General features: G+C 71.4%; 16 protein-coding genes. 8 read left to right on the forward strand and 8 right to left on the reverse strand.

Going from position 1 to position 20,166, the window contains the following annotated elements; all coding sequences use genetic code 11:
* Window positions 1-47 precede the first annotated feature (47 nt).
* The gene (locus JYK18_RS05230) at window positions 48-1,010 is read left to right on the forward strand and encodes a GlxA family transcriptional regulator (protein ID WP_206801021.1); all 963 of its coding nucleotides are present in this window, start codon (window positions 48-50) and stop codon (window positions 1,008-1,010) included.
* Window positions 1,011-1,029: 19 nt separating this feature from the next.
* On the forward strand, window positions 1,030-1,725 hold the full coding sequence (locus tag JYK18_RS05235) for an LppX_LprAFG lipoprotein (protein ID WP_206801022.1): 696 nt from the start codon (window positions 1,030-1,032) through the stop codon (window positions 1,723-1,725).
* On the opposite strand, the gene JYK18_RS05240 is transcribed toward JYK18_RS05235, so the two are convergent.
* Window positions 1,679-3,274 (reverse strand): alpha/beta hydrolase, encoded by a 1,596-nt coding sequence (locus JYK18_RS05240; RefSeq protein WP_374194987.1) that lies wholly within the window; start codon window positions 3,272-3,274, stop codon window positions 1,679-1,681. The genes JYK18_RS05235 and JYK18_RS05240 overlap by 47 nt on opposite strands.
* An 81-nt stretch (window positions 3,275-3,355) precedes the next feature.
* The gene (locus JYK18_RS05245) at window positions 3,356-4,888 is read right to left on the reverse strand and encodes an alpha/beta hydrolase (RefSeq protein WP_206801023.1); all 1,533 of its coding nucleotides are present in this window, start codon (window positions 4,886-4,888) and stop codon (window positions 3,356-3,358) included.
* Between the two features lie 175 nt (window positions 4,889-5,063).
* On the opposite strand from JYK18_RS05245, the gene secA2 reads away from it, so the two are divergent.
* Entirely contained in the window at window positions 5,064-7,400 is a 2,337-nt protein-coding gene (gene secA2 / locus JYK18_RS05250) for an accessory Sec system translocase SecA2 (protein WP_206801024.1), read from the forward strand.
* A 51-nt stretch (window positions 7,401-7,451) separates the two neighbouring features.
* Here secA2 and JYK18_RS05255 read toward each other — a convergent pair whose 3' ends face one another.
* Window positions 7,452-8,612 (reverse strand): alkaline phosphatase PhoX, encoded by a 1,161-nt coding sequence (locus JYK18_RS05255; RefSeq protein ID WP_307795783.1) that lies wholly within the window; start codon window positions 8,610-8,612, stop codon window positions 7,452-7,454.
* Window positions 8,613-8,721: 109 nt separating this feature from the next.
* On the reverse strand, window positions 8,722-11,382 hold the full coding sequence (locus tag JYK18_RS47460) for an AAA family ATPase (protein WP_206801025.1): 2,661 nt from the start codon (window positions 11,380-11,382) through the stop codon (window positions 8,722-8,724).
* Between the two features lie 84 nt (window positions 11,383-11,466).
* On the opposite strand from JYK18_RS47460, the gene JYK18_RS05265 reads away from it, so the two are divergent.
* A complete protein-coding gene (locus tag JYK18_RS05265; protein ID WP_307795784.1) occupies window positions 11,467-12,609 on the forward strand; it encodes an MFS transporter in 1,143 nt (380 codons plus the stop codon).
* Entirely contained in the window at window positions 12,606-13,889 is a 1,284-nt protein-coding gene (locus JYK18_RS05270) for a M20/M25/M40 family metallo-hydrolase (protein WP_206801027.1), read from the forward strand. Before JYK18_RS05265 ends, JYK18_RS05270 begins: the two co-directional genes overlap by 4 nt.
* On the opposite strand, the gene JYK18_RS05275 is transcribed toward JYK18_RS05270, so the two are convergent.
* A complete protein-coding gene (locus JYK18_RS05275; RefSeq protein WP_206801028.1) occupies window positions 13,861-15,579 on the reverse strand; it encodes an NAD+ synthase in 1,719 nt (572 codons plus the stop codon). The genes JYK18_RS05270 and JYK18_RS05275 overlap by 29 nt on opposite strands.
* Window positions 15,580-15,652: 73 nt before the next feature.
* On the opposite strand from JYK18_RS05275, the gene JYK18_RS05280 reads away from it, so the two are divergent.
* Entirely contained in the window at window positions 15,653-16,366 is a 714-nt protein-coding gene (locus tag JYK18_RS05280) for a maleylpyruvate isomerase family mycothiol-dependent enzyme (protein ID WP_206801029.1), read from the forward strand.
* A gap of 48 nt (window positions 16,367-16,414) precedes the next feature.
* A complete protein-coding gene (locus JYK18_RS05285; protein WP_374194988.1) occupies window positions 16,415-16,918 on the forward strand; it encodes a GNAT family N-acetyltransferase in 504 nt (167 codons plus the stop codon).
* Here JYK18_RS05285 and JYK18_RS46495 read toward each other — a convergent pair.
* The 3 genes from JYK18_RS46495 to JYK18_RS05300 form a co-directional block, all read right to left on the reverse strand.
* Entirely contained in the window at window positions 16,906-18,186 is a 1,281-nt protein-coding gene (locus JYK18_RS46495; protein WP_242578966.1) for a hypothetical protein, read from the reverse strand. The two genes, JYK18_RS05285 and JYK18_RS46495, sit on opposite strands and share 13 nt — an antisense overlap.
* Window positions 18,180-18,479, reverse strand: a complete 300-nt coding sequence (locus JYK18_RS05295) for a hypothetical protein (RefSeq protein ID WP_206801030.1) — start codon at window positions 18,477-18,479, stop codon at window positions 18,180-18,182. Before JYK18_RS05295 ends, JYK18_RS46495 begins: the two co-directional genes overlap by 7 nt.
* 226 nt (window positions 18,480-18,705) lie before the next feature.
* Window positions 18,706-19,476, reverse strand: a complete 771-nt coding sequence (locus tag JYK18_RS05300; RefSeq protein WP_242578968.1) for a helix-turn-helix transcriptional regulator — start codon at window positions 19,474-19,476, stop codon at window positions 18,706-18,708.
* 55 nt (window positions 19,477-19,531) lie between these two features.
* Here JYK18_RS05300 and JYK18_RS05305 point away from each other — a divergent pair, with 55 nt between their 5' ends.
* On the forward strand, window positions 19,532-20,101 hold the full coding sequence (locus tag JYK18_RS05305) for a class I SAM-dependent methyltransferase (RefSeq protein WP_206801031.1): 570 nt from the start codon (window positions 19,532-19,534) through the stop codon (window positions 20,099-20,101).
* Window positions 20,102-20,166 lie beyond the last annotated feature (65 nt).

Below are 20,166 nucleotides of genomic sequence, written 5' to 3' on the forward strand. Positions count from 1 at the left end.
TTGCGCTAACTAGTGGCCGGAGCGCCAATATGTGAAAGAATCCGGCCATGGCCGGACCGCACCGCGTGGCCGTGCTCGCCATCGACGAGGTGGTCGGGTACGACATGCAGATCCCCACCCAGTTGTTCAAGACCGCCGCGCGTGGCGGGAAACCGCTCTACGACGTGCGCCTCTGCGGGATCGACGACCAGCCGGTGCGGGTCAGCGCCGGGTACACCGCGGTGCTCGACCACGGCCCGGAGGTGCTGGCCGAAGCGGACACGGTGATCATCCCGGGCACGAAGGTGCGCGGGCCCCGGCGCGAGGGCACGCTGCCGGACGACATCGCCGCGGCGCTCGCGCTGATCCGGCCGGGCACGCGGATCATGTCCATCTGCACCGGCGCGTTCGTGCTCGGCGCGGCCGGGCTGCTCGACGGCAGGCGGGCCACCACGCACTGGGCCTACGCGGACGAACTGCGCCAGCTGTACCCCGAGATCGACGTGGACGAGGACGTGCTCTTCGTCGACGACGGCGACGTGCTGACCTCGGCCGGGCTCGCCGCCGGGGTCGACCTGTGCCTGCACGTGCTGCGCGCGGACCACGGCAGCGAGGTGGCCAACACCGCGGCGCGCTACTGCGTGGTGCCGCCGTTCCGCGAGGGCGGGCAGTCCCAGTTCATCGAACGCCCGGTGACCGACGAAGGCGCCGGCAGCACGGCCGCGACCAGGGCGTGGGCGCTCGGACGGCTCGGCGAACCGCTGGACCTGGCGGCGCTGGCCGAGCACGCGCGGATGAGCGTGCGGACGTTCAGCAGGCGGTTCCGCGCGGAAACCGGGCTGTCGCCGCGGGCGTGGCTGATCCAGGAGCGGGTCAAGCACGCCCGGCACCTGCTGGAGACCACCGCGCTGCCGATCGACCGCGTGGCGCAGGAATCCGGCCTCGGCACCTCGGCCTCGCTCCGGCAACACCTCAACGCCGCCATCGGGGTGGCCCCGCTGACCTACCGGCGAACCTTCGCGCGCGGGTGAAACGGCTAACGTGGGCAGCATGTTCTCGCGCCGCCTGCTCGGGCTGCTGATGGTGACCGGCCTGCTCGGCGGGTGCGCCGCTTCCCCGGACGCCAGCGGTCCGCTGCCCGACGGCACCGGGCTGGTCCGTGAAGCCGCCGCCGCGCTGGGCGAGCTGGAAACGGTGCACTTCAAGTTCGGCATCAGCGGCATCCTCGACGGCCTCGAGGTGCTCGACGTGGAGGGCGACGCGAGCCGGGCGGGCGGACCGCACGGCTCGGCGACCGGGCGCGCCGCGGTCCCGGAGGCGAACGACCGCGTCGACTACCGGTTCCAGCTCAGCGGTGACGCGCTCACGTTGACCGACGCGGAGGGCGCGACCCGCACCGCCGCGGTGCCGTCGTTCACCCCGGCGACGCTGCTCGACGCCTCGCGCGGCCTGCCGCACCTGCTCACCGGCGCGACCGCGTTGCGCACCGAGACCAAGGAGAAGCTGGCCGAGGTGGAGACCTACCGCATCGACGGCCAGGTGCCGCGGGCGGTGATCAGCGCCGTGGTGCCGTCGATCCAGTCCGATGTGGACGTGAAGTTCTGGGTGGAGCGGGCGGCCACGAGGAACCTGGCGCGGGTGTGGCTGCAGGTGCCGCCGCGGCAGGCGAACGAGGGCGCGGTCATGCTGGAGCTCGCGCTCACGGCTCCTGGCAGCGGGTGTTCGCCGGCGGCAGGGTGCCGCTGATCAGGTAGTCCGTCCCGGCGTCGTCGACGCAGGGGATGCCCTGGAGGAACACCGTGTGCTGGGTTCCTTCGAACGACAGCAGCGAGCCCTTCATCGCCTTCGCCAGGTTGACCCCCGCCTCGTACGGCGTCGCCGGGTCGTTCGTGGTGGAGATGACCAGCACCGGCGGCACGCCGTCGACCTTGGGGGTGTGCGGTTCCGAAGTGTTCGGCACCGGCCAGAAGGCGCAGGTGTCCAACGCCGCGCCGTCCGGTTTTCCGTCGTCGAGGAAGGGCGCGGCCTCGTTGCCCTTCTTGAGGAACTCGGCGATCCGGTTCTTGTCGGTGATCTTCGGGTTGTCCACGCAGTTGATCGCGGTGAACGCGTCCTGGATGGCGCCGTAGGTCCCGTCCGCGCCGCGCTCGTTGTACTGGTCGGCGAGCTTCATCAGGGCGTCGCCGCGCTGCTGCTTCAACTCCGCCAGGCCCGTGTTGAGCTGCTTCCACAACTGCTGCGAGTACATCGCCTGGATGGCCGCCGTCCCGGCGTCCTCGTAGGAGAGCTTGCGCTCGCCGGCCGGCACGGGCTGCTCGATCAGCGGCCGGGTCAGGTCCTGGAACGCCTTCGTGGCACCGGCCGGATCGCGGCCGAGCGCGCAGTCCGGCTGCCGCGCGCACCAGGTCGCGAACTCACCGAACGCCTTGCCGAAGCCGGTGACCTGCGCGAGGTTGCCGTCGAGCGAGTCCTGCTCCGGGTCGACCGCGCCGTCGAGCACCATCGCGCGCACCTTGTCCGGGAACGCCTCGGCGTAGGTGTAACCGATCTGCGTGCCGTAGGAGTAACCGAGGTAGGTCAGCTTCTGGTCGCCGAGCGCGGCCCGCAGCAGGTCGAGGTCCTTGGCCACGTCGCGGGTACCGAGGTTGGCGAGCATCGCGTTGCCGTGCTCGGTGCGCTCGGCGCACTTCGCACCGAACTGCCTGGCCTCGTCCTCCTGCTTGGCCACGCCTTCCGGGGAGCCGTCGGTCTCGGCGTCGTCCGCGCGGTCGGCGTCGCGTTCGGCGTCGGTCAGGCAGCGGATCCTCGGCTCGCTCGCCCCGACCCCGCGCGGGTCGAAGCCGACGATGTCGAACCGCTTGCCCGCCTCGCCCTTGGCCGCCTGCACGGCGATGCCCGCGGCCGCCACCATGCCGGAGCCGCCCGGCCCGCCCGGGTTGAGCACGAGCGAGCCGATCCGCTCCCCGGCCGCCTTGTGCCGGAGCACGCCGATGCTGATCTTCTCGCCGCCCGGCTGGGCGTAGTCGAGCGGCACGCTCAGCCGCGCGCACTCGAGGCCGGGCACGCGGAACGCGGCCCGGCTGTCCTCACCCGTGGCGTACGGCGCGCATTCACCCCAGGTGAGCTTCTGCGCGTAGAAGGCCGCCATCGGGTCGGGCGGCGGGGTCGGCGTCGGGGGCGCCACCGACTCCACCGCGGTGTGCGGCGGGGGTTTGGGCGGCTCCTCCGCCGAGCACGCGGCGGTGACCAGGGCAAGCGGCAGCACAACAGCAATGACCGAGCGGAACGGGGGCACGCCGAGATCGTGCCACCGAACCCCGGACCCCCGCAGCGCGCGAAATCACCCGGCAGAGTGCCAACGCCGAGGTAGATCGATTCACTTGCCGGAGCAGCGCGTTCCCTCGGCGGGCAGGGTGCCGTCGGTCAGGTAGCCCGCGCCCGCGTCGTCGACGCACGCGACACCCTGCAGGAAGACGGTGTGCTGGGTGCCCTCGTAGGTCAGCAGCGAGCCCTTCATCGCCTTCGCCAGGTTGACCCCCGCCTCGTACGGCGTCGCCGGGTCGTTCGTGGTCGAGATCACCAGCACCGGGGGCACGCCCTCCACCTTCGGCGGGTGCGGTTCGGAGGTGTTCGGCGACGGCCAGAAGGCACACGAATCGAGGGCGGCGCCGTCCGGGAGCCCGTCGTCGAGGAACGGCGCGACCTGCATGTACCGCTGCTGCGCTTCGAGGATCTTCGCCTTGTCCGTGACCCGCGGGTCGTCCACGCAGCGGATCGCGGTGAACGCGTCCTGCGTGGTCGAGTACCGGCCGTCGGAGCCGCGCTCGTTGTAGGTGTCGGCGAGCTTCATCAGCGTGCCGCCGTTGCCGCTCTTCAACGCGTTGAGCCCGCTGTTCAGCGTGTCCCACAACTGCTGGGTGTAGAGCGCCTGCACGGTCCCGGTGGTCGCGTCCTCATAGGAGAGGAGACGGCCGTCGCCGACCGAGGCCTTGATGTCGATCAACGGCCGGGTCAGGTCCTGGTACGCCTTCGTCGCGCCCGCCGGGTCGCGGCCCAGTGCGCAGTCCTGCTCGGCGACGCACCACTTGACGAACTCGTCGAACGCCTTGCCGAAGCCCTCGCCCTGCGCGACCAGCGATTCGACCGAATCCTGCTCGGGGTCCAGCGCGCCGTCGAGCACCATCGCGCGCACGTTCTGCGGGAACGTCTCCGCGTAGGTCGAGCCGATGCGCGTGCCGTACGAATAACCGACGTAGGAGAGCTTCGCGTCGCCGAGCGCCGACTTGAGCACGTCCATGTCCTTGACGACGTCCCTGGTGCCGACGTTCGCGAGCATCGCGGCGTGGTGGTCGGTGCGCTCGGCGCAGCGGTCGGCGAAGGCCTTGCTCTCCGCTTCCTGCTTGCTCACGCCTTCCGGTGAACCGTCGGTCTCGACATCGTCGGCGCGCTCGGCGTCGCGTTCGTCGTCGGTCAGGCAGCGCACCTGTGGTTCGCTCGCGCCGACCCCGCGCGGGTCGAAGCCCACCAGGTCGAATCGGGCGGTCAGCTCGGGCGAGGCCTCGGCCATGCCGGCCACCGCGGCCATGCCGGAGGCACCCGGGCCGCCGGGGTTGAACAGCAGCGAGCCGATCCGCTCGCCACTGCCGTCCGACCGGTGCCGGAGCACGCCGATGGTGATCGTCTCGGCGTCGGGCTTGGCGTAGTCGAGCGGCACGGTCAGCCGCGCGCATTCGGCACCCTTCACCCCAAAGGCCGTCTTGGTGCTCGACGTTGTCGCGTAGGGTGCACACTCGCCCCAGCTCAGGGGCTGCGCGTAGAACTTTTCGAGACCGGCGGGAACCGGACCCGCCGGTCCTTTCGTTTCGGTGGTCGGCCGGGGCGGTTCCGCCTCGGTGGAACACGCGGCCATGACGACCGGTAGCGACGTTAGGACGAGGACAAGGCCCAGCCTGGACCGGTAGCGTTCGAGTCGGCGCACCTCGACGATGGTGCCAGCACCGAAGCGTGGAACTCGGACGCGGTACCGCCGCGTTGGGCAAGCGAACACCGCCCGCTGGGCGCGAGACGGACAGAGGAGAGCACGGGTGGCAGCGTTGATGAGCCGGGTCGGCAAACGGTTGCGCAGGATCATCCAGCGTCCGGCCAGCGTGGAACTGACCCGGTACGAGGCGCTCCTGCCCGCGGTCGAGAAGCGGGAACCGGAGATCGAGAAGCTCTCCGACGAGGAGCTGACCGAGACCGCGGCCAAGCTGCGCGAGGTCGAGAAGTGGGGCGACGACCAGCTGGTCGAGCTCGGCGCGCTGGGTCGTGAGGCGGCCAGGCGCGCGCTCGACGAGCGCGCCTTCGACGTCCAGGTGCTGGGCACGCTCGGCCTGCTCACCGGGCACGTGGTGCAGATGGCCACCGGTGAGGGCAAGACGCTGGCCGGCGCGCTCGCCGCGGCGGGGTACGCGCTGCAGGGCAAGCGCGTGCACGTGGTCACGGTCAACGACTACCTGGCCCGTCGTGACGCCGAATGGATGAAGCCCATCTTCGACCTGCTGGGCGTCAGCGTCGGCTGGGTCGAGCCCTCGCGCACCCGCGAGGAGCGCCGCGAGGCCTACCACGCCGAGGTCACCTACGGCGCGGTCAGCGAGATCGGCTTCGACATGCTGCGCGACCGCCTGGTCACCCGCGCCGACGAGCTGGTCCAGCCGGAGCCCGAGGTGGCGATCATCGACGAGGCCGACTCGGTGCTGGTCGACGAGGCCAGGGTGCCGCTGGTGATGGCCGGTTCGGTGGACGCGGGGCAGGCCGACGAGGAGGTCGCCAACGTGGTCCGGCGGCTGCGCCTCGGGCTGCACTACGAGACCGACAAGGACGGCCGCAACGCCTGGCTGACCACCGCGGGTTCGTCGGTGGTGGAGAAGTCGCTCGGCGGCATCGACCTGTACAGCGAGTCCGGCGACGGGCAGGACCGGCTGGCCGCGGTGAACGTCGCGCTGCACGCGCACGCGCTGCTCGAACGCGACGTCGACTACCTGGTGCGCGACGGCAAGGTCCAGCTGATCAACGCCTCCCGCGGCCGCGTCGCGGAACTGCAGCGCTGGCCGGACGGGCTCCAGGCCGCGGTCGAGGCCAAGGAGCAGGTGCCGCCGTCGGACCGCGGCGAGATCCTCGACTCGATCACCGTGCAGGCGCTGATGGCGCGGTACCCGCAGGTGGCGGGCATGACCGGGACCGCGGTCGCGGTGGCCGAGCAGCTGCGCGAGTTCTACAAGCTGGAAGTGGCGGTCATCCCGCCGAACACGGAGAACATCCGTGAGGACGCCAAGGACCGCATCTTCGCCTCGCCGTCGCAGAAGCTGCGCGCGATCGAGGAGGAGATCGCCCGCGTGCACGAGACCGGGCAGCCGATCCTGGTCGGCACGCAGGACGTGGCCGAGTCCGAGGAACTGGCCGAGAAGCTGGCGAAGGTCGGCCTCGAGTCCGTGGTGCTGAACGCGCGGAACGACGCCGAGGAAGCCGAGATCATCGCGGACGCCGGCCGGTACGGCGCGGTCACCGTGTCCACCCAGATGGCCGGTCGCGGTACCGACATCCGGCTCGGCGGCAAGGACGGCAAGGACCGCGACCGGGTGGCCGAGCTGGGCGGGCTGCACGTGATCGGCACCGCGCGCTACCCGAGCAGCAGGCTCGACGACCAGCTGCGCGGCCGCGCCGGCCGCCAGGGCGACCCGGGCAGCTCGATCTACTTCGCCAGCCTCAACGACGACCTGGTGCTGCAGAACGCGCCGGACATCCCCGAGGGCATCGACTCCGACTCCGAGACCGGCGAGATCACCGACGGCGCCGCGCACCGGCAGATCAAGCACGCGCAGCGCGTGGCCGAGGGCGTCGACCTGGAGATCCACCGCAACACCTGGCGCTACACCCGGCTGATCGAGCGGCAGCGCACCGAACTGCTGGCCCACCGCGACAAGCTGCTGCGCACCGACCTGGCGAAGGAGCAGCTGGAGAAGGGCGCGCCGGAGAAGTTCAAGGAACTGGCCGAGGCGGTGGACGACGAGGAGAAGGTGGAGCAGATCTGCCGCGAGATCGCGTTGTTCCACATCGACCAGCTCTGGTCGGACCACCTGGCCTTCCTGACCGACGTGCGGGAGAGCATCCACCTGCGCGCGCTGGCGCGGGAGACGCCGCTCGACGAGTTCCACCGCGCGGCGATCCCGGAGTTCCACAAGATCATCCCGGAGACCGAGCAGCGCTCGATCGCCTCGCTGGAGGAAGCCGAGATCACCGAGAACGGCATCGATCTCGCCGCTTCCGGCGTGCGGCGGGCCACCTCGACGTGGACCTACCTGGTGCACGACAACCCGTTCGACTCCGACGCCGAGCAGGCACTGAAGAAGGTGCGGAGCATGCTGCGCCGCAAGAAGGACTGACACACGAGCAAAAAGCGGGGTCCCGGCGCCGGGACCCCGCTTTTTTGTGCCTCAGCTGCGGAAGGGACCGGTCACTTCGTAGGTGATGCCGCCCGAGCTGGACCCGCTGGTCCCGCGCTGGGACGAGAAGTACAGCCGGTTCCCGGCGGGCGTGAACGCCGGGCCGCAGATCTCGGAGCTGCTCTGGCCGTTGATCCGCAGGAACGGCGCGACGATGTCGTTCGGCGTGATCACGCAGATCTCCATGTTGCCACCGTCTTCGGCGACGAAGAGGTCACCGGACGCGCTGCCGGTCACGTTGTCCACCCCGGTCAGCGGTGCCGTGCCGGGGCTCACCAGCGAGTCGTCGTAGGCGAGTTCGTAGGTGTTGTTCACCAGGTTGAGCTGCCACAACCGGTTGTCGCCCTTGGTGGTGAACCACGCGGTGTCGTTCGCGTAGTGCAGGCCCTCGCCGCCGTTGAACCGCTTCGCGCCGGAGACCTGGTTGCGGGTGGCGGTCGGCGAACCGTCCACATCGGGCACGTCGGCCCAGGTGAACGAGCCGGAGGTGGCCGTGCCCGCGCGGAGCACCTGCAGCTTGCCCGCGGACAGGTTGCCCCAGGTGGTGGGCAGGAAGCGGTAGAAGCACCCGTCGGAGACGTCCTCGGTCAGGTAGATCGCCTTGCGCACCGGGTCCGCCGCGGCGGCTTCGTGCTTGAACTGGCCCATCGCCGGGTGCCGGACCGAGGCCTTGACGCCCCACGGGTCGCATTCGAACACGTACCCGCGGTCGATCTCCTCGCAGGAGAGCCAGGTGTTCCACGGGGTGGCGCCGCCGGCGCAGTTCACCCTGGTGTTGCTGAGGATGCGGTACGCACCGGTGATGGTGCCGTTCGCGTCGAACTTCAGCGCGCCGGCGCCGCCGCCGAGCAGGACCTCCGAGTTGGACACGTAGATCCAGCCGCTGCCGTCGGCGAAGACCGCGCCGCCGTCGGGCGCGTCGTGCCAGGTGTACCCGGCGACCTTCTGCCCGGACCGGGCCACGACCCGGCTGGTGAACCCGGCCGGGAGCTGGATGCCGTTGGCGTCGGCGGCCTGGAGCGGGCCGTACGGGCTGGGGCCGTTCTGGGCGGGGTTCGCCAGTGCCGAGGGGGTGAAGGTGTTGCCGAACGCCGTGACGCCCGCGCCGAGCACCGCCGCGCGCAGGAAGTTCCGTCTCTTGAGGGTCGACACGCTGTGCCTCCGTTGAGTTCCGCTGTGTGGTGGGGGAACCCAACGGACGCTACGGAAACGCGGTCACCGGGTACAGGTACCCGCGGTGAACTCCCGACGAAAGGCGCATTCACCCCAGCAGGCCGAGCCGGTGCGCGGCGGTGGCCGCCTGGACCCGGCCGGTGACCCCGAGCTTGCCGAGGATGCTGGACACATGCGCGCCCGCGGTCTTCACCGCGATGAACAGCTCACCGGCGATTTCCCGGTTCGTCCGGCCTTCGGCGAGCAGGCGGAGCACCTGCAGTTCGCGCGGGGTGAGGCGCTGTTCGGGCGCGGGTTCGTCGAGCCGCGTCCTGGTCGCCTTGGCCAGCCGCTCGATCTCGGCCAGCATTCCGGCTGCTCCCAGTGCCTCCGCGAGTGCGTGCGCGCGGCGCAGGTCGCCCGCCCGCAGTGCCGCCCGTGCCTCGCGGTACGGCTGGCACAACTCGGCCCACGCGTCGGCCGCGCGCGTCCAGTCGTCGCGTTCTCCGCTGCGTTCGGCCTTGTGCGTGAGCTGGTACGCCCGTTGCACGGCACCGTCGACGGGAAGTTCACCGACCGGCCAGGGTCCGGTCGCGACCACCGGCCAGAGGTACCGCGAGCTGGTCACCGAATCGTCGGCGAGCGCTCGTGCGACCGCCTCGCCCGCCTCGGTTTCCTTGCCCTGGAACAACATCAGTTCGACCTGGAGCTGGACGAGCAGCAACAGGTCCTGTGCGTAGGCGGTTCCGCGCGTGAACACCTCGCCGGCGTAGGCGACGGCTTCTTCGGCGGGCGCCCGATCGCCGCGCGCGAGGCCGAGGATTCCCTTCAGCACCAGCAGATACGCGCGCAGGCTCGGCGTCGGATCGAGTTCCAGCGCGTGGTCGAGGATCTCGTTCGCCTCGTCCCAGTCCCCCAACGCGATCAGTGCCTCGGCGAGGTTCCCGGCGTGCGCGGGGCCGGAGGTCCTGGCGAGACCGGTTTTCGCGGCTTCGGAAAGTCCACAACGGGCCACGTCGGCGGCTCGCCGGTACTGCCCGGCGCCCACCAGCAGATCCGCCTGGCAGCGCAGCGTGTGCAGGACGATCCGCTCGTCGTCCAGTTCCTCGGCCGCGGTGAGCACACGAGCCAGTTCGGGCAGATCCGCGCGCAGGTAAGCCAGGTTGATGCGGGCGACCAGTTCGGACCGCACGTCACCGGGCGTTCGCGAGGCCTCTTCGGCGACCACGAGGGCCTTGTCTTCGCACGGGACCGTCATCAGGCGCGCGGCCAGCGCGTTCAACGCCGGACGACGTTCCGCGTGCCCGGCCGGGATCAGCCGCGCGGCCTCTCGCAGGTCGTCCAGATCGCCCGGCAGGCCGAGTGCGTACCGCAGTTCGCCGCGATGCCGCAGGATTCGCGCGAGTTTGACCGGATCTTCGGCGAATTCCTCGACGGCGGCCTCGATCAGGTTCATCGCGCGGTCGCCTTCCCCGGCGGACACGGCGGCCTCGATCGCGTCCTCCAGCACGTCGGCGGGCTTGGCGCCGAGTTCGAGCACACGCGCCAGGAACAGCGATCTTTCGGCGTAGGCGAGCGAATTCCCGGCCGTCGACGCGGCGGCCCACGACGCCGCCAGCGCGCGCTCCGGATGTTGTTTCCGCACGGCGTACCAATGCCGGGCCAGTTCGACTTCGGGTCGCGCGACCAGCGACGCGTCTTGGGCGAGCGCCTCGCCGTAGCGCGTGTGCAGCGTGGCGCGTTCGCCCGGCAACAGGTCCTCGTAGACGACTTCGCGGATCAGCGCGTGCCGGAACGCGTACTCGTCTTCGTCGGCCACCAGGAGATTCGCCGCGACGGCCGGGCGGACGACATCCGACAACGCGACGTCGTCGAGTTCGGTGACCGAGGCCAGCAGCCGGTGTCCGACCCGGCTCCCACCGGCCGCCGCCGCCCGCACGACCTGCTGGGTCCGCGGTTCGAGCCGGTCCATCGGGGCTCGCAGCAGGTCCCGGATGGACTGCGGCAGCGACGGTCCCGGTTGGCCCGCACAGCCCAGCAGCGCCTCGACGAACAGCGGGTTCCCGTCGCTCTTGCGGAAGATCCGGTCGCTGAGACCGGGATCGGGTTCGTGCCCGAGCAGGCCGCGCAACTGCACGGTGACCGCGTTCTTCGGCAGGCGCGCCAGTTCCAGCCGTCGCACCCAGTCCAGCCGCGCCAGTTCCGCGAGCAACGAGCGCACCGCCGGATCCACCTGGTCGCTGCGGTAGCTGATCACCAGGAGCAGGCCGGGGATCGCGGGCTGGCTGCGCACCAGGAACCGCAGCAGGTCGCGGCTCGACCGGTCCGCCCAGTGCAGGTCCTCGACGGCGAGCACGAGCGGTTCCCGTTCGGCCAGGCCCTGGAACACCGCGAGGATCTGCTCGAACAGCCGCGCCCGCGCCAGTTCGTCACCCGCGCGGTCCGGCGGACCGAGCGACGGGAGCAACCGGCCGAGTTCGCCGGTCCCGCCCGGCGACAGCGCGTGGATTTCGTCGGGACCGATCGCGCGCAGGACCGCGGTGAACGGCGCGAAGGGCAGGCCGTCCAGGCAGCCGCAGACCAGCACCCTGGCCTGCTGCGCGGCGGCGAACTCGCTGATCAGCCGGGACTTCCCGATCCCGGCCTCACCCCCGACGAGCACGGTGGCCGAGCCGGTCGCCGCCCTCGCGAAGGCGTCCGCGAGCACCGCGAACTCGGCGTCCCGCCCGGGCGAGAACCGGACTCGGCAGTCCCGTGCGCATACCGCCACACTTCCACAGCACGCGGAAATGGGGCGGGTGGATAGGGCATCCGCCCGATGCCCGGCCCACCCGGCCCGGCGGACGCTCGTGGCGTGCTCACCGAAGATCTCCGGCAACGACTGCTGACCCGGCCGATGGCCCTGGTGCTGGTACTCGCGTTCGGCGCGTTCTGCGGCTTCTACCTGCTGCTTTCCGTGGTCCCGCTGTACGCGTCGGCGTCCGGGGTGGTCAGCGCGGGGTTGTCCACCGGCGCGTTGATGCTGGCCACCGTCGCGATCGAGCCCGCGGTCCCGCGACTGGCGGCCCGGCTCGGGTACCGCGCGGTGCTGGCGCTCGGCGTGGTCCTGCTCGGCGCGCCCGCGTTCGCGTTGACCCTCTCCCCCGCGATGCCGTTGGTGCTGGCGGTCGCGCTGGCCCGAGGTGCCGGGCTCGGCATCGTCGTGGTGGTGGCGGTCGCGCTGGTCGCCGAACTCGCCGCGCCGGAACGCCGTGGCGAAGCGCTGGGCCTGTACGGGATCGCGGTCGGTGTGCCGCCGATCGCGGCACTGCCGCTAGGAGTGTGGTTGAGCGCCGAAATCGGGTACGGACCGCTGTTCGTGGCCGGTGCCCTGCTGCCGCTGGTGACCTTGCCCGCCGTGCTCGGGCTGCCGTCGCGGCGTCCTCCGGTGCCGTCGCGGTCGGACTCCGGACCGGCCGGTCTGCTGCGGCCGACGCTGATCTTCGGCGCGACCACCTTCGCCGCCGGGGTCTTCGTGACCTTCCTGCCGCTGGCTGTCCCGCCGGAAGCGCGGCCGGTGGCGGCGGTCGCGCTGCTGGTCCAGTCGGCCGTGACACCGCTCGCGCGCTGGGTGGCCGGGCGGTTCGGCGACCGGTTCGGGTCGGGGCGGCTGCTGATCCCGTCCGTGCTCCTCGCCGCGATCGGAACCGCCGCGACGGTGGTGCTCGACCGCCCGGTGGCGGTGATCGCGGGCATGGCGGTGTTCGGCGTCGGCTTCGGCATGGCGCAGAACGTGACGCTGGCGGTGATGTTCGACCGCGTGCCGGAAGCGGCGTTCGGGCGGGTCAGCGTGCTGTGGAACATCGCCTACGACGCCGGTCTCGGGGCAGGCGCGGTCGGGTTCGGCCTGGTCGTCGGCGGGACCGGCTACCCGGTGGCGTTCGCGGCGACGGCCGCCCTGCTCTTCGCCGCGCTGCTCCCGGCGTGGCGTGACCAACGGAAAGGGCAACTCCGATGATCCCCGAGCTGGAAGCGCTGATCCGCATTCCGTCGGTGAGCGGTGAAGCCGTCGCGCTGCGCCGGTCGGCCGAGCTGACCGCGCGGTTGTTCCGCTCGACCGGCGCGCCCGAGGTGGAGGTCCTCGACGAGGTCGGCGCGCCGGCGGTGCTGGCGAGATATCCGGCGCCACCGGGCAAGCCGACCGTTCTGCTGTACGCGCACCACGACGTGCAGCCGGCCGGGAGCGGCTGGTCCAGCCCGCCGTTCGAGCCGGTCCGGCGCGGGGATCGCTTGTACGGCAGGGGTTCGGCGGATGACAAGTCGGCGATCGCGGCCCACCTCGCCGCGTTGCGCGCGTTCGACGGCAAGCCACCGGTGGGCGTGACGGTGCTGGTCGAAGGTGAGGAGGAGATCGGCTCGCCGACGCTCGCGGCGTTCATCGAGCGGTACCGCGACAAGCTCGCGGCCGACGTGATCGTGCTGGCCGACGCCGAGAACTTCGACGTCGGCGTGCCCGCGTTCACGACCTCCCTGCGTGGCCTCGCGGCGTGCGTGGTGGAAATCCGGACGATGGAACGGGGAGCGCATTCCGGGACCTACGGCGGTGCGGCACCGGACGCGCTGACCGCCCTGTGCCGCCTGCTCGCGACGCTGCACGACGAGTCGGGCGAAGTCGCGGTCGCGGGCCTGATCGGCGGGAAAGCACCCGCGGTCGATTACCCCGAGGACCGGTTCCGCGTGGAGGCCGGCCTGCTCGACGGCGTGCCGTTGCTGGGCACCGGCCCGCTCGCCGAACGGATCTGGGCACGCCCTTCGGCGAGTGTGCTGGCGATCGACGCCCCACCGGTCGATGGGGCATCGAACACGTTGCAGCCGGTGGCCCGCGCGAAGGTGAGCCTGCGCCTGGCCCCCGGCGACAACGCGGTGCGCGCGCGGGCGGCGCTCGCGCGGCACCTGCGGACGCACGCGCCCTGGGCCGTGCGGGTGCACGTCGAAGAGGGCGAGGTCGCCGAGCCGTACTCGGGCGCGGCCTGCCTGGACGCGGCTCGGCGGGCCTACGCCAAGGCGTACGGCACCGAGGTGGTGGAGATCGGCGGCGGTGGCTCGATCCCGTTCGTCGCCGCGTTCGCCGGGGCGTTCCCCGACGCGGCGATCCTGATCACCAGCGCGGGCGGCGACCCGGCCTGCCGCGCGCACGCCGCCGACGAGAACCTGCACCTCGGCGACTTCGCGCGCGCGTGCGAAGCGGAAGCCCTGCTGCTGGCCGAGCTCAGTGCACCTCGCGCCAGGAGTTGGTGATCGGGAGGCGGCGGTCGCGGCCGAAGGCCTTGAAGGTGATCTTCGTGCCCGGCGGGTACTGGCGGCGCTTGTACTCGGCCTTGTCGACCATGCGGACCACCCGGTCGATCACCTCGGGGTCGAACCCGGCGGCGAGCAGGTCGGCGAACCCGCGGTCGCCCTCCACGTAGTCGTCGAGGATGTCGTCGAGCAGCGCGTAGTCCGGCAGCGAGTCCGAGTCGAGCTGGTCGGGGCGCAGTTCGGCGGACGGCGGTTTGCTGATCGAGTTCTCCGGGATCGGCGGGGTCTCGCCGCGCTTCTCGGCTTCGGCGTTGCGCCAGCGGGCCAGCTGCCACACATGCGTCTTGAACACGTCCTTGATCGGCGCGAAACCGCCGACCGCGTCGCCGTAGATGGTCGAGTAGCCCACCGCCAGCTCGGTCTTGTTGCCGGTGGCCAGCACCAGGTGACCGTCCAAGTTGGACAGTGCCATCAGCAGCATGCCGCGGGTGCGGGCCTGGATGTTCTCCTCCGCGAGCCCGGTCAGCTTGAGCTGGTCGACGTAGATCTTGACCATGTCCTCGACCGGTTCGACCCGGAAGTGCGCGCCGATCCGGCGGGCCAGCTCGGCGGCGTCCGAACGGGAATGTTCCGAGGAGTACTTGGACGGCATCGAGACGCCGTGCACCGCGTCACCACCGAGCGCGTCGGCGGCCAGCGCGGCCACCACGGCCGAGTCGATACCGCCGGAGAAGCCGAAGGTGACCGAGCGGAAGCCGTTCTTCTGCACGTAGTCGCGCAGGCCGACGACCAGCGCCGACCACACCTCCGCCTCCTCCGAGAGCGGTTCGCTGACCGGCGGCTCGGCGAGCGGTTCGTAGGCGGGCAGCGGCTCGGCGGAGAGCACGCGGCGGTTGACGTGCAGCCCGGCCAGCTCGCCGTCGGCGGCGTGGCCGCCCGCGTCGATGTCCATGTCCAGCACGAGCAGGTGCTCGGTGAACTGGGGCGCCCTGGCCAGCAGCCTGCCGTCCGCGGCGACCACGATGGAGTCACCGTCGAAGACCAGGTCGTCCTGGCCGCCGACCTGGTTCGTGTAAACCAGCGGCGCCCCGGCCTCGGCCGCGCGGCGCGCGATCAGCGGCAGCCGGATGTCGTCCTTGGACCGTTCGTACGGCGAAGCGTTCGGCGCCACCACGAGGTCCACCCCGGCCTTGCCGAGCGCGGCGATCGGGCCGCCGTCCTGCCAGATGTCCTCGCAGATCACCATGCCGATGTCGATGCCGTGGTACCGGACCACGTCGAGCGTGGTGCCGGGCTTGAAGTAGCGGTGCTCGTCGAACACGCCGTAGTTGGGCAGGTGGTGCTTGAACTGCCTGGCCACCACCTCACCCCGGTACAGGGCGGCCGCGGCGTCCCGCGGCCCGGCGTCGTCGAGGTCCAGGTAGCCGACGTAGACCAGCACCTCCCCGCAGCCCGCGTCGTCGAGCCGCCTGGCCACCTCGTCCACCTTCGCGCGGGACGCCTCGGCGAACGTCTTGCGCAGGGACAGGTCCTCGACCGGGTACCCGGTCAGCGACATTTCGGGGAAGACCACCACGTGCGCGCCGGCCTCGACGGCCTTGCGCGTCCACTCGACGGTCTGGTCGGCGTTTCCGGCGAGGTCCCCGACAGTGGGGTTGACCTGGGCCAACGCGAGGCGCAGTTGCGGCATTGCGCCATTCTCGCTCACGTCGGGCCACCCGGCGACCAAGTGTGCGCAACTCCGCCCCCAATAGGGTTGGCCGATGAACCGAGAGCAGTACCGCGTCGAGCTGGAGCACTACGGGACCGCGCTGGCCGCCGCGGCCACCGACCTGAGCAGGCCGGTGCCCAGTTGTCCGGACTGGACGGTGGGGGATCTGGTCTGGCACACCAGCGAGGTCTTCTACTTCTGGCGGCTGCAGTTGAGCGGGCTGCTGACCGGGCCCGACCACTACCAGGAACCGGAGCGGCCGGGCGACGACGAGGTGCTCGACCGGTACGCGGACAACCTCCGGCACCTGCTCGAAGCCGTCCGGCGGGCGGAGCCGGAGAAGCCGGTGTGGACCTGGTCGGAGGACCGGACGGCGGGGTTCGTCCAGCGCCGGATGGCGCACGAAGCCGCTGTTCACGCGTGGGACGCCTTGCTCGCCGCAGGTCGCGACGAGCCGATCGGGCGGGAGCTGGCGGTCGACGGGATCGACGAGTTCCTGACGCACTTCCTGCCCTCGTCGCTGGCTGGGGAGCTGGGTGGCACGGTGCACTTGCACGCGACGGACGGTCCCGGTGAGTGGTCGATCGCGCACGACGGGGAGGGTTGGCGGGTCTCGCACGCGCACACGAAGGCCACGGTGGCGGCGCGGGGGACGGCGTCGGACCTGCTGCTGGTGCTGTGGCGGCGTCGCGAGGTCAGCGCGGTGGAGACGTTCGGTGACACGGCGGTGCTGGATCGCCTGCTGAAGTCCGCCGAAACTGCATGAATTCGTCTCTGCTCCGGGTTTGTCGGGGCCGCGGGTTACCGTCGCATCGTGACCAAGTTCCACGCCATCCACACCGAGCGCCTCATCCTGCGCCCGTTGCGCCAGGACGACCGGGCTGACGTCGTCGAGATCCAGTCCGCGCCCGAGACGAACCAGTACAACAACGACCCGCCCGACGCGGAGCAGGCGGGTAAGCAGTTCGAGTACTGGCTCTCGCACTGGGCTGAGCACGGGTACGGCTACTTCGCCGTGGTCGAGGCCGCGACGGGTGAGGTCGTCGGGGTGGGCGGCGTGCAGTCGAAGGAGATGCACGACGAGAAGTTGCTGAATTTGTACTACCGCTTCCGCGCGTCCAGCTGGGGTAAGGGCTATGCGACCGAGATGGCCGAGGCCGCGGTCGAGTGGGCGGAGCGGGAGGTGCCCGAGCGTCCCGTGGTGATCTCGGTGGCGCTGATCAACAAGCCGTCGCGGCGGGTGGCGGAGAAGCTGGGCTTCACGCCTTATCGAGAGGAGGACTACCAAGGACAGCGGTCGACCCATTACCGCCGTTGACTGTCCACAATGGTCACCTGCTGGTTCTCGCACTCGCCGTCCCAGTCCCGTGGCAGCGGCACGGGCGTATCTGGGGCGATGATCGAGACCAGGTGGTCGAGCACCGCGTCCGCGTGGCCGACCAACAGGTGCCCGGCGCCGGGCAGGGTGATCACGCGTGCCTGCGGAATCACCGCACACTCCTGACGGACGTGCTCAGGTAACCGGTAGTCATCGAACTCCGGCACCAGCGCCACCACCGGCTTGCCCGCCGAGGCCCAGGCAGCCCGCTGCACCGGACTGCTCCAACGCAACGGCGGCGCAATCAACACGACGCCCTCAACAATGCCGCCGGTACCTGGGCTGTCGCGGGTGCCTTCGGTGCCGTGGCTGTCGCGGGAGTCGCGGGCGTCTACGGTGCCTTCGGTGCCGCGGATGTCGCGGGCGTCTTCGGCTCCGCAGACGCCCTCGGTGCCTTCGGTGCCGCGGCTGTCGCGGGCGCCTTCGGTGCCGCGGATGTCGCGGATGTCGCGGGTACCTACGGTGCCGTGGCTGTCGCGGACGCCTTCGGTGCCGTCGGTGCCACGGGCGCTGTGCGCACCTCCGGCGCCGCGGGTGGCCTGGTCGCTGCGCGCACCTTCGACGCCGCCGGTGGCCTGGCCGCCGCCTGTGCCCTGGCCAACGCCGGTGGCCTGGCCATCGCCTTCGATGGGGTCGGGGCCATGGAGGTCGTCAGCACCGCTGGTGCTGCCAAGGTCGCCAACGCCGTCGGTGCCTCCGGGCGCCTCGGTGCCGCCGGGCGCCTCGGTGCCGCCGCGCCTAACGATGCCTGCCGTGCCTGGGGTGCTGCCAGCACCAGCCGTCCCGACATGGCCATCGATGCCGTACATGAGGGCGAGGTCGCTCCCGAAGGACCACCCGGCCAGCCACACCCTGGGCAACCCCCGGGACCGGACGAAGTCGAGCGCTGCGGCGACGTCGAAGCCCTCACCTTCCGCGGCGCCGAAGGTGCCTTCGCTCCGTCCGGCTTCGCTGGCGGCGCCGCGTGTGTTGAACCGCAGCACCGCGAGGCCGGCCAGAGCGGGCAGGCGGAAGGCGGCCTTGCGCAACACGTGCGAATCCATCATGCCGCCGTGTGTGGGGAGCGGGTGGAGCAGCACCACGGTCGCCACCGGCGCGCGGTCGGCGGGCAGTGCCAGCTCGCCGACCAACCGCAAGCCGTCTTCGGTGTGCAGGGTTATTGCCTCGCGTCGCGCGGGGAGCTTGGTGTTGGGGCCGATCCTCACCATCGGTTGGGCCTCCTCCGCGCCCGCGCGTCCCAGCAGGGGCGGTGCCAGTGCCGCCGGTCGGTCACCGAGCCGGTCTCGTCGGCGGGCCACACCACCACGTGCGGCACGCCGGGCCGGATCTCGTGGTCGCACCCCGGGCACCGGTAGAACTTCGTCGCCTGGGCGCCCGGCACCGACCGGACGAGCCAGTCCCCATCCGGCGCCGACTCGGTGCTGGCCCACCCCGTCGCCCCACCCACCTCACGCGCGGGCAGGCTCGCGCGACCACGCGATGGCTTGTTACGACGGGGCACGCCGCCACGGTATCCGCCGGGTGCCCCCGACCCACCCACCGGCCGCCCGCCACGTCCGCTTGGGAGAGCGACCACGCGCCGTGAATGTGGCGTTGACAGCGAAATCGGCTGTGAAAGCCACATTCACAGCACCAGCGGGAGGCACCAAGCTCGGACCGAGCGCCCACGTGTCACGAAGGCCACGTTCGGGACGCCAGACGTCTCGAAGGCTACATCCGAGACAAGCTCAGCCGAAGTAGCGGCCTGGAGGGACGCCCACCGCCCGTCGGAAGGCGGCGACGAAGGCGCTGGGCGAGGAGTAACCCACGCACTCGGCGACCCGCGCGAGCGGGCGGCCGTCGGCCAGCAGAGGGAGCGAAGCGCGCAGCCGGACCTGGGTGCGCCATCGGCCGAAGCTGAGGCGCGTTTCCTCGACGAACAGGCGCGCGAGCGTGCGATCGCTGGCACCCACATACCGCCCGAAGTGTTCGAGTGTCCGGTCGTCGGCGGGGTCGGCGATCAGGGCGTCGGCGACTCGGCGGGCTCGGGCATCCCTGGGCATCGGGACACTGATGGGGGTCACCGGCACGGGCTCGAGCAGGTCGAAAGCCACGGCTTCGGCGCGACGCCGGGCCTCGTCGGAGAGGGCGTCAGCGGCGCGGGCGTCAGCGGCGAGGGCGCCAGCGGTGAGGTGCTCGAGCAGTTCGCGCAGCAGCGGGCGCACGCGCACCAGCCGGGGCTCCGGCCACGCGACCGGCGACTGCGACGCGTCCATGAAGATCCCCCGCAGCACCGCGTTCCCCGCCGAGCCGGTGCGGTGGACCGTGCCCGCCGGGATCCACAGCGCCCGCGCGGGCGGCAGCACCCAGTGCGCCGACCCGACGTTGACCGCGACCACCCCGCGCGCCGCCCACGCGAGTTGGTGGTGGTCCTCGTGGACGTGCCAGTCGAGCCAGGTGCCCGACGGCAGGTCGTAGTCGCCGAACAGCATCGCGTCGGGTTGTCCGGTTGACGACATGACTTGGCAGCCTATCGCCTTCCGGCCAGCGCGCCACGCCCCTAGCGTCAGCCCCATGGCGATGAACTGGTACCACCGGAAGCTCTGCAGCTCCGAGAAGTGGGCGAAGCACGTCGAGGACCAGCTCCTGCCGTGGTCGCTCGACGGCGTGGACCTCGGCGACAACGCGCTGGAGATCGGCCCCGGTTACGGCGCGAACCTGCGGGTGCTGGTGGACCAGGTGCCGAACCTGACCGCGCTCGAGATCGACGGGCAGCTGGCCGGCGACCTCCAGCGCGACCACGGCACCCGCGCCAAGGTCGTCCACGGGGACGGCACCGCGATGCCGTTGCCGGACAAGGAATACAGCTCGGTGGTCTGCTTCACCATGCTCCACCACGTACCGACCGCCGCCCAGCAGGACCGCCTGTTCGCCGAGGCGTTCCGCGTGCTGCGGCCGGGCGGGGTGTTCGCCGGGAGCGACGGCATCCACGGACTGCTGTTCCGCCTGATCCACCTCGGGGACACCTACAACCCGATCCCCCACGACTCGTTCCCCCGCCGGCTCGCCGCGGCGGGCTTCGAGGGGATCGAGGTCACCAAACCGGACGGGCGGCGGCAGCGCTGGCGCGCGGTCAAGCCCTAGCTCCCACCACCACGGCGGCGTCCCAGGTCACGGACCTGGGGCGCCGCTGTCGTCTGTGCACGATC

The sequence above is a fragment of the Amycolatopsis sp. 195334CR genome, assembly GCF_017309385.1.
Classification (GTDB): domain Bacteria; phylum Actinomycetota; class Actinomycetes; order Mycobacteriales; family Pseudonocardiaceae; genus Amycolatopsis.

Coding starts and splice junctions, on each gene's coding strand:
- JYK18_RS05230 (WP_206801021.1), top strand. CDS start 48: ATGGCCGGACCGCACCGCGTGGCCGTGCTCGCCATCGACGAGGTGGTC.
- JYK18_RS05235 (WP_206801022.1), top strand. CDS start 1,030: ATGTTCTCGCGCCGCCTGCTCGGGCTGCTGATGGTGACCGGCCTGCTC.
- JYK18_RS05245 (WP_206801023.1), bottom strand. CDS start 4,888: ATGGCCGCGTGTTCCACCGAGGCGGAACCGCCCCGGCCGACCACCGAA.
- JYK18_RS05270 (WP_206801027.1), top strand. CDS start 12,606: ATGATCCCCGAGCTGGAAGCGCTGATCCGCATTCCGTCGGTGAGCGGT.
- JYK18_RS05275 (WP_206801028.1), bottom strand. CDS start 15,579: ATGCCGCAACTGCGCCTCGCGTTGGCCCAGGTCAACCCCACTGTCGGG.
- JYK18_RS05280 (WP_206801029.1), top strand. CDS start 15,653: ATGAACCGAGAGCAGTACCGCGTCGAGCTGGAGCACTACGGGACCGCG.
- JYK18_RS46495 (WP_242578966.1), bottom strand. CDS start 18,186: ATGGTGAGGATCGGCCCCAACACCAAGCTCCCCGCGCGACGCGAGGCA.
- JYK18_RS05300 (WP_242578968.1), bottom strand. CDS start 19,476: ATGTCGTCAACCGGACAACCCGACGCGATGCTGTTCGGCGACTACGAC.
- JYK18_RS05305 (WP_206801031.1), top strand. CDS start 19,532: ATGGCGATGAACTGGTACCACCGGAAGCTCTGCAGCTCCGAGAAGTGG.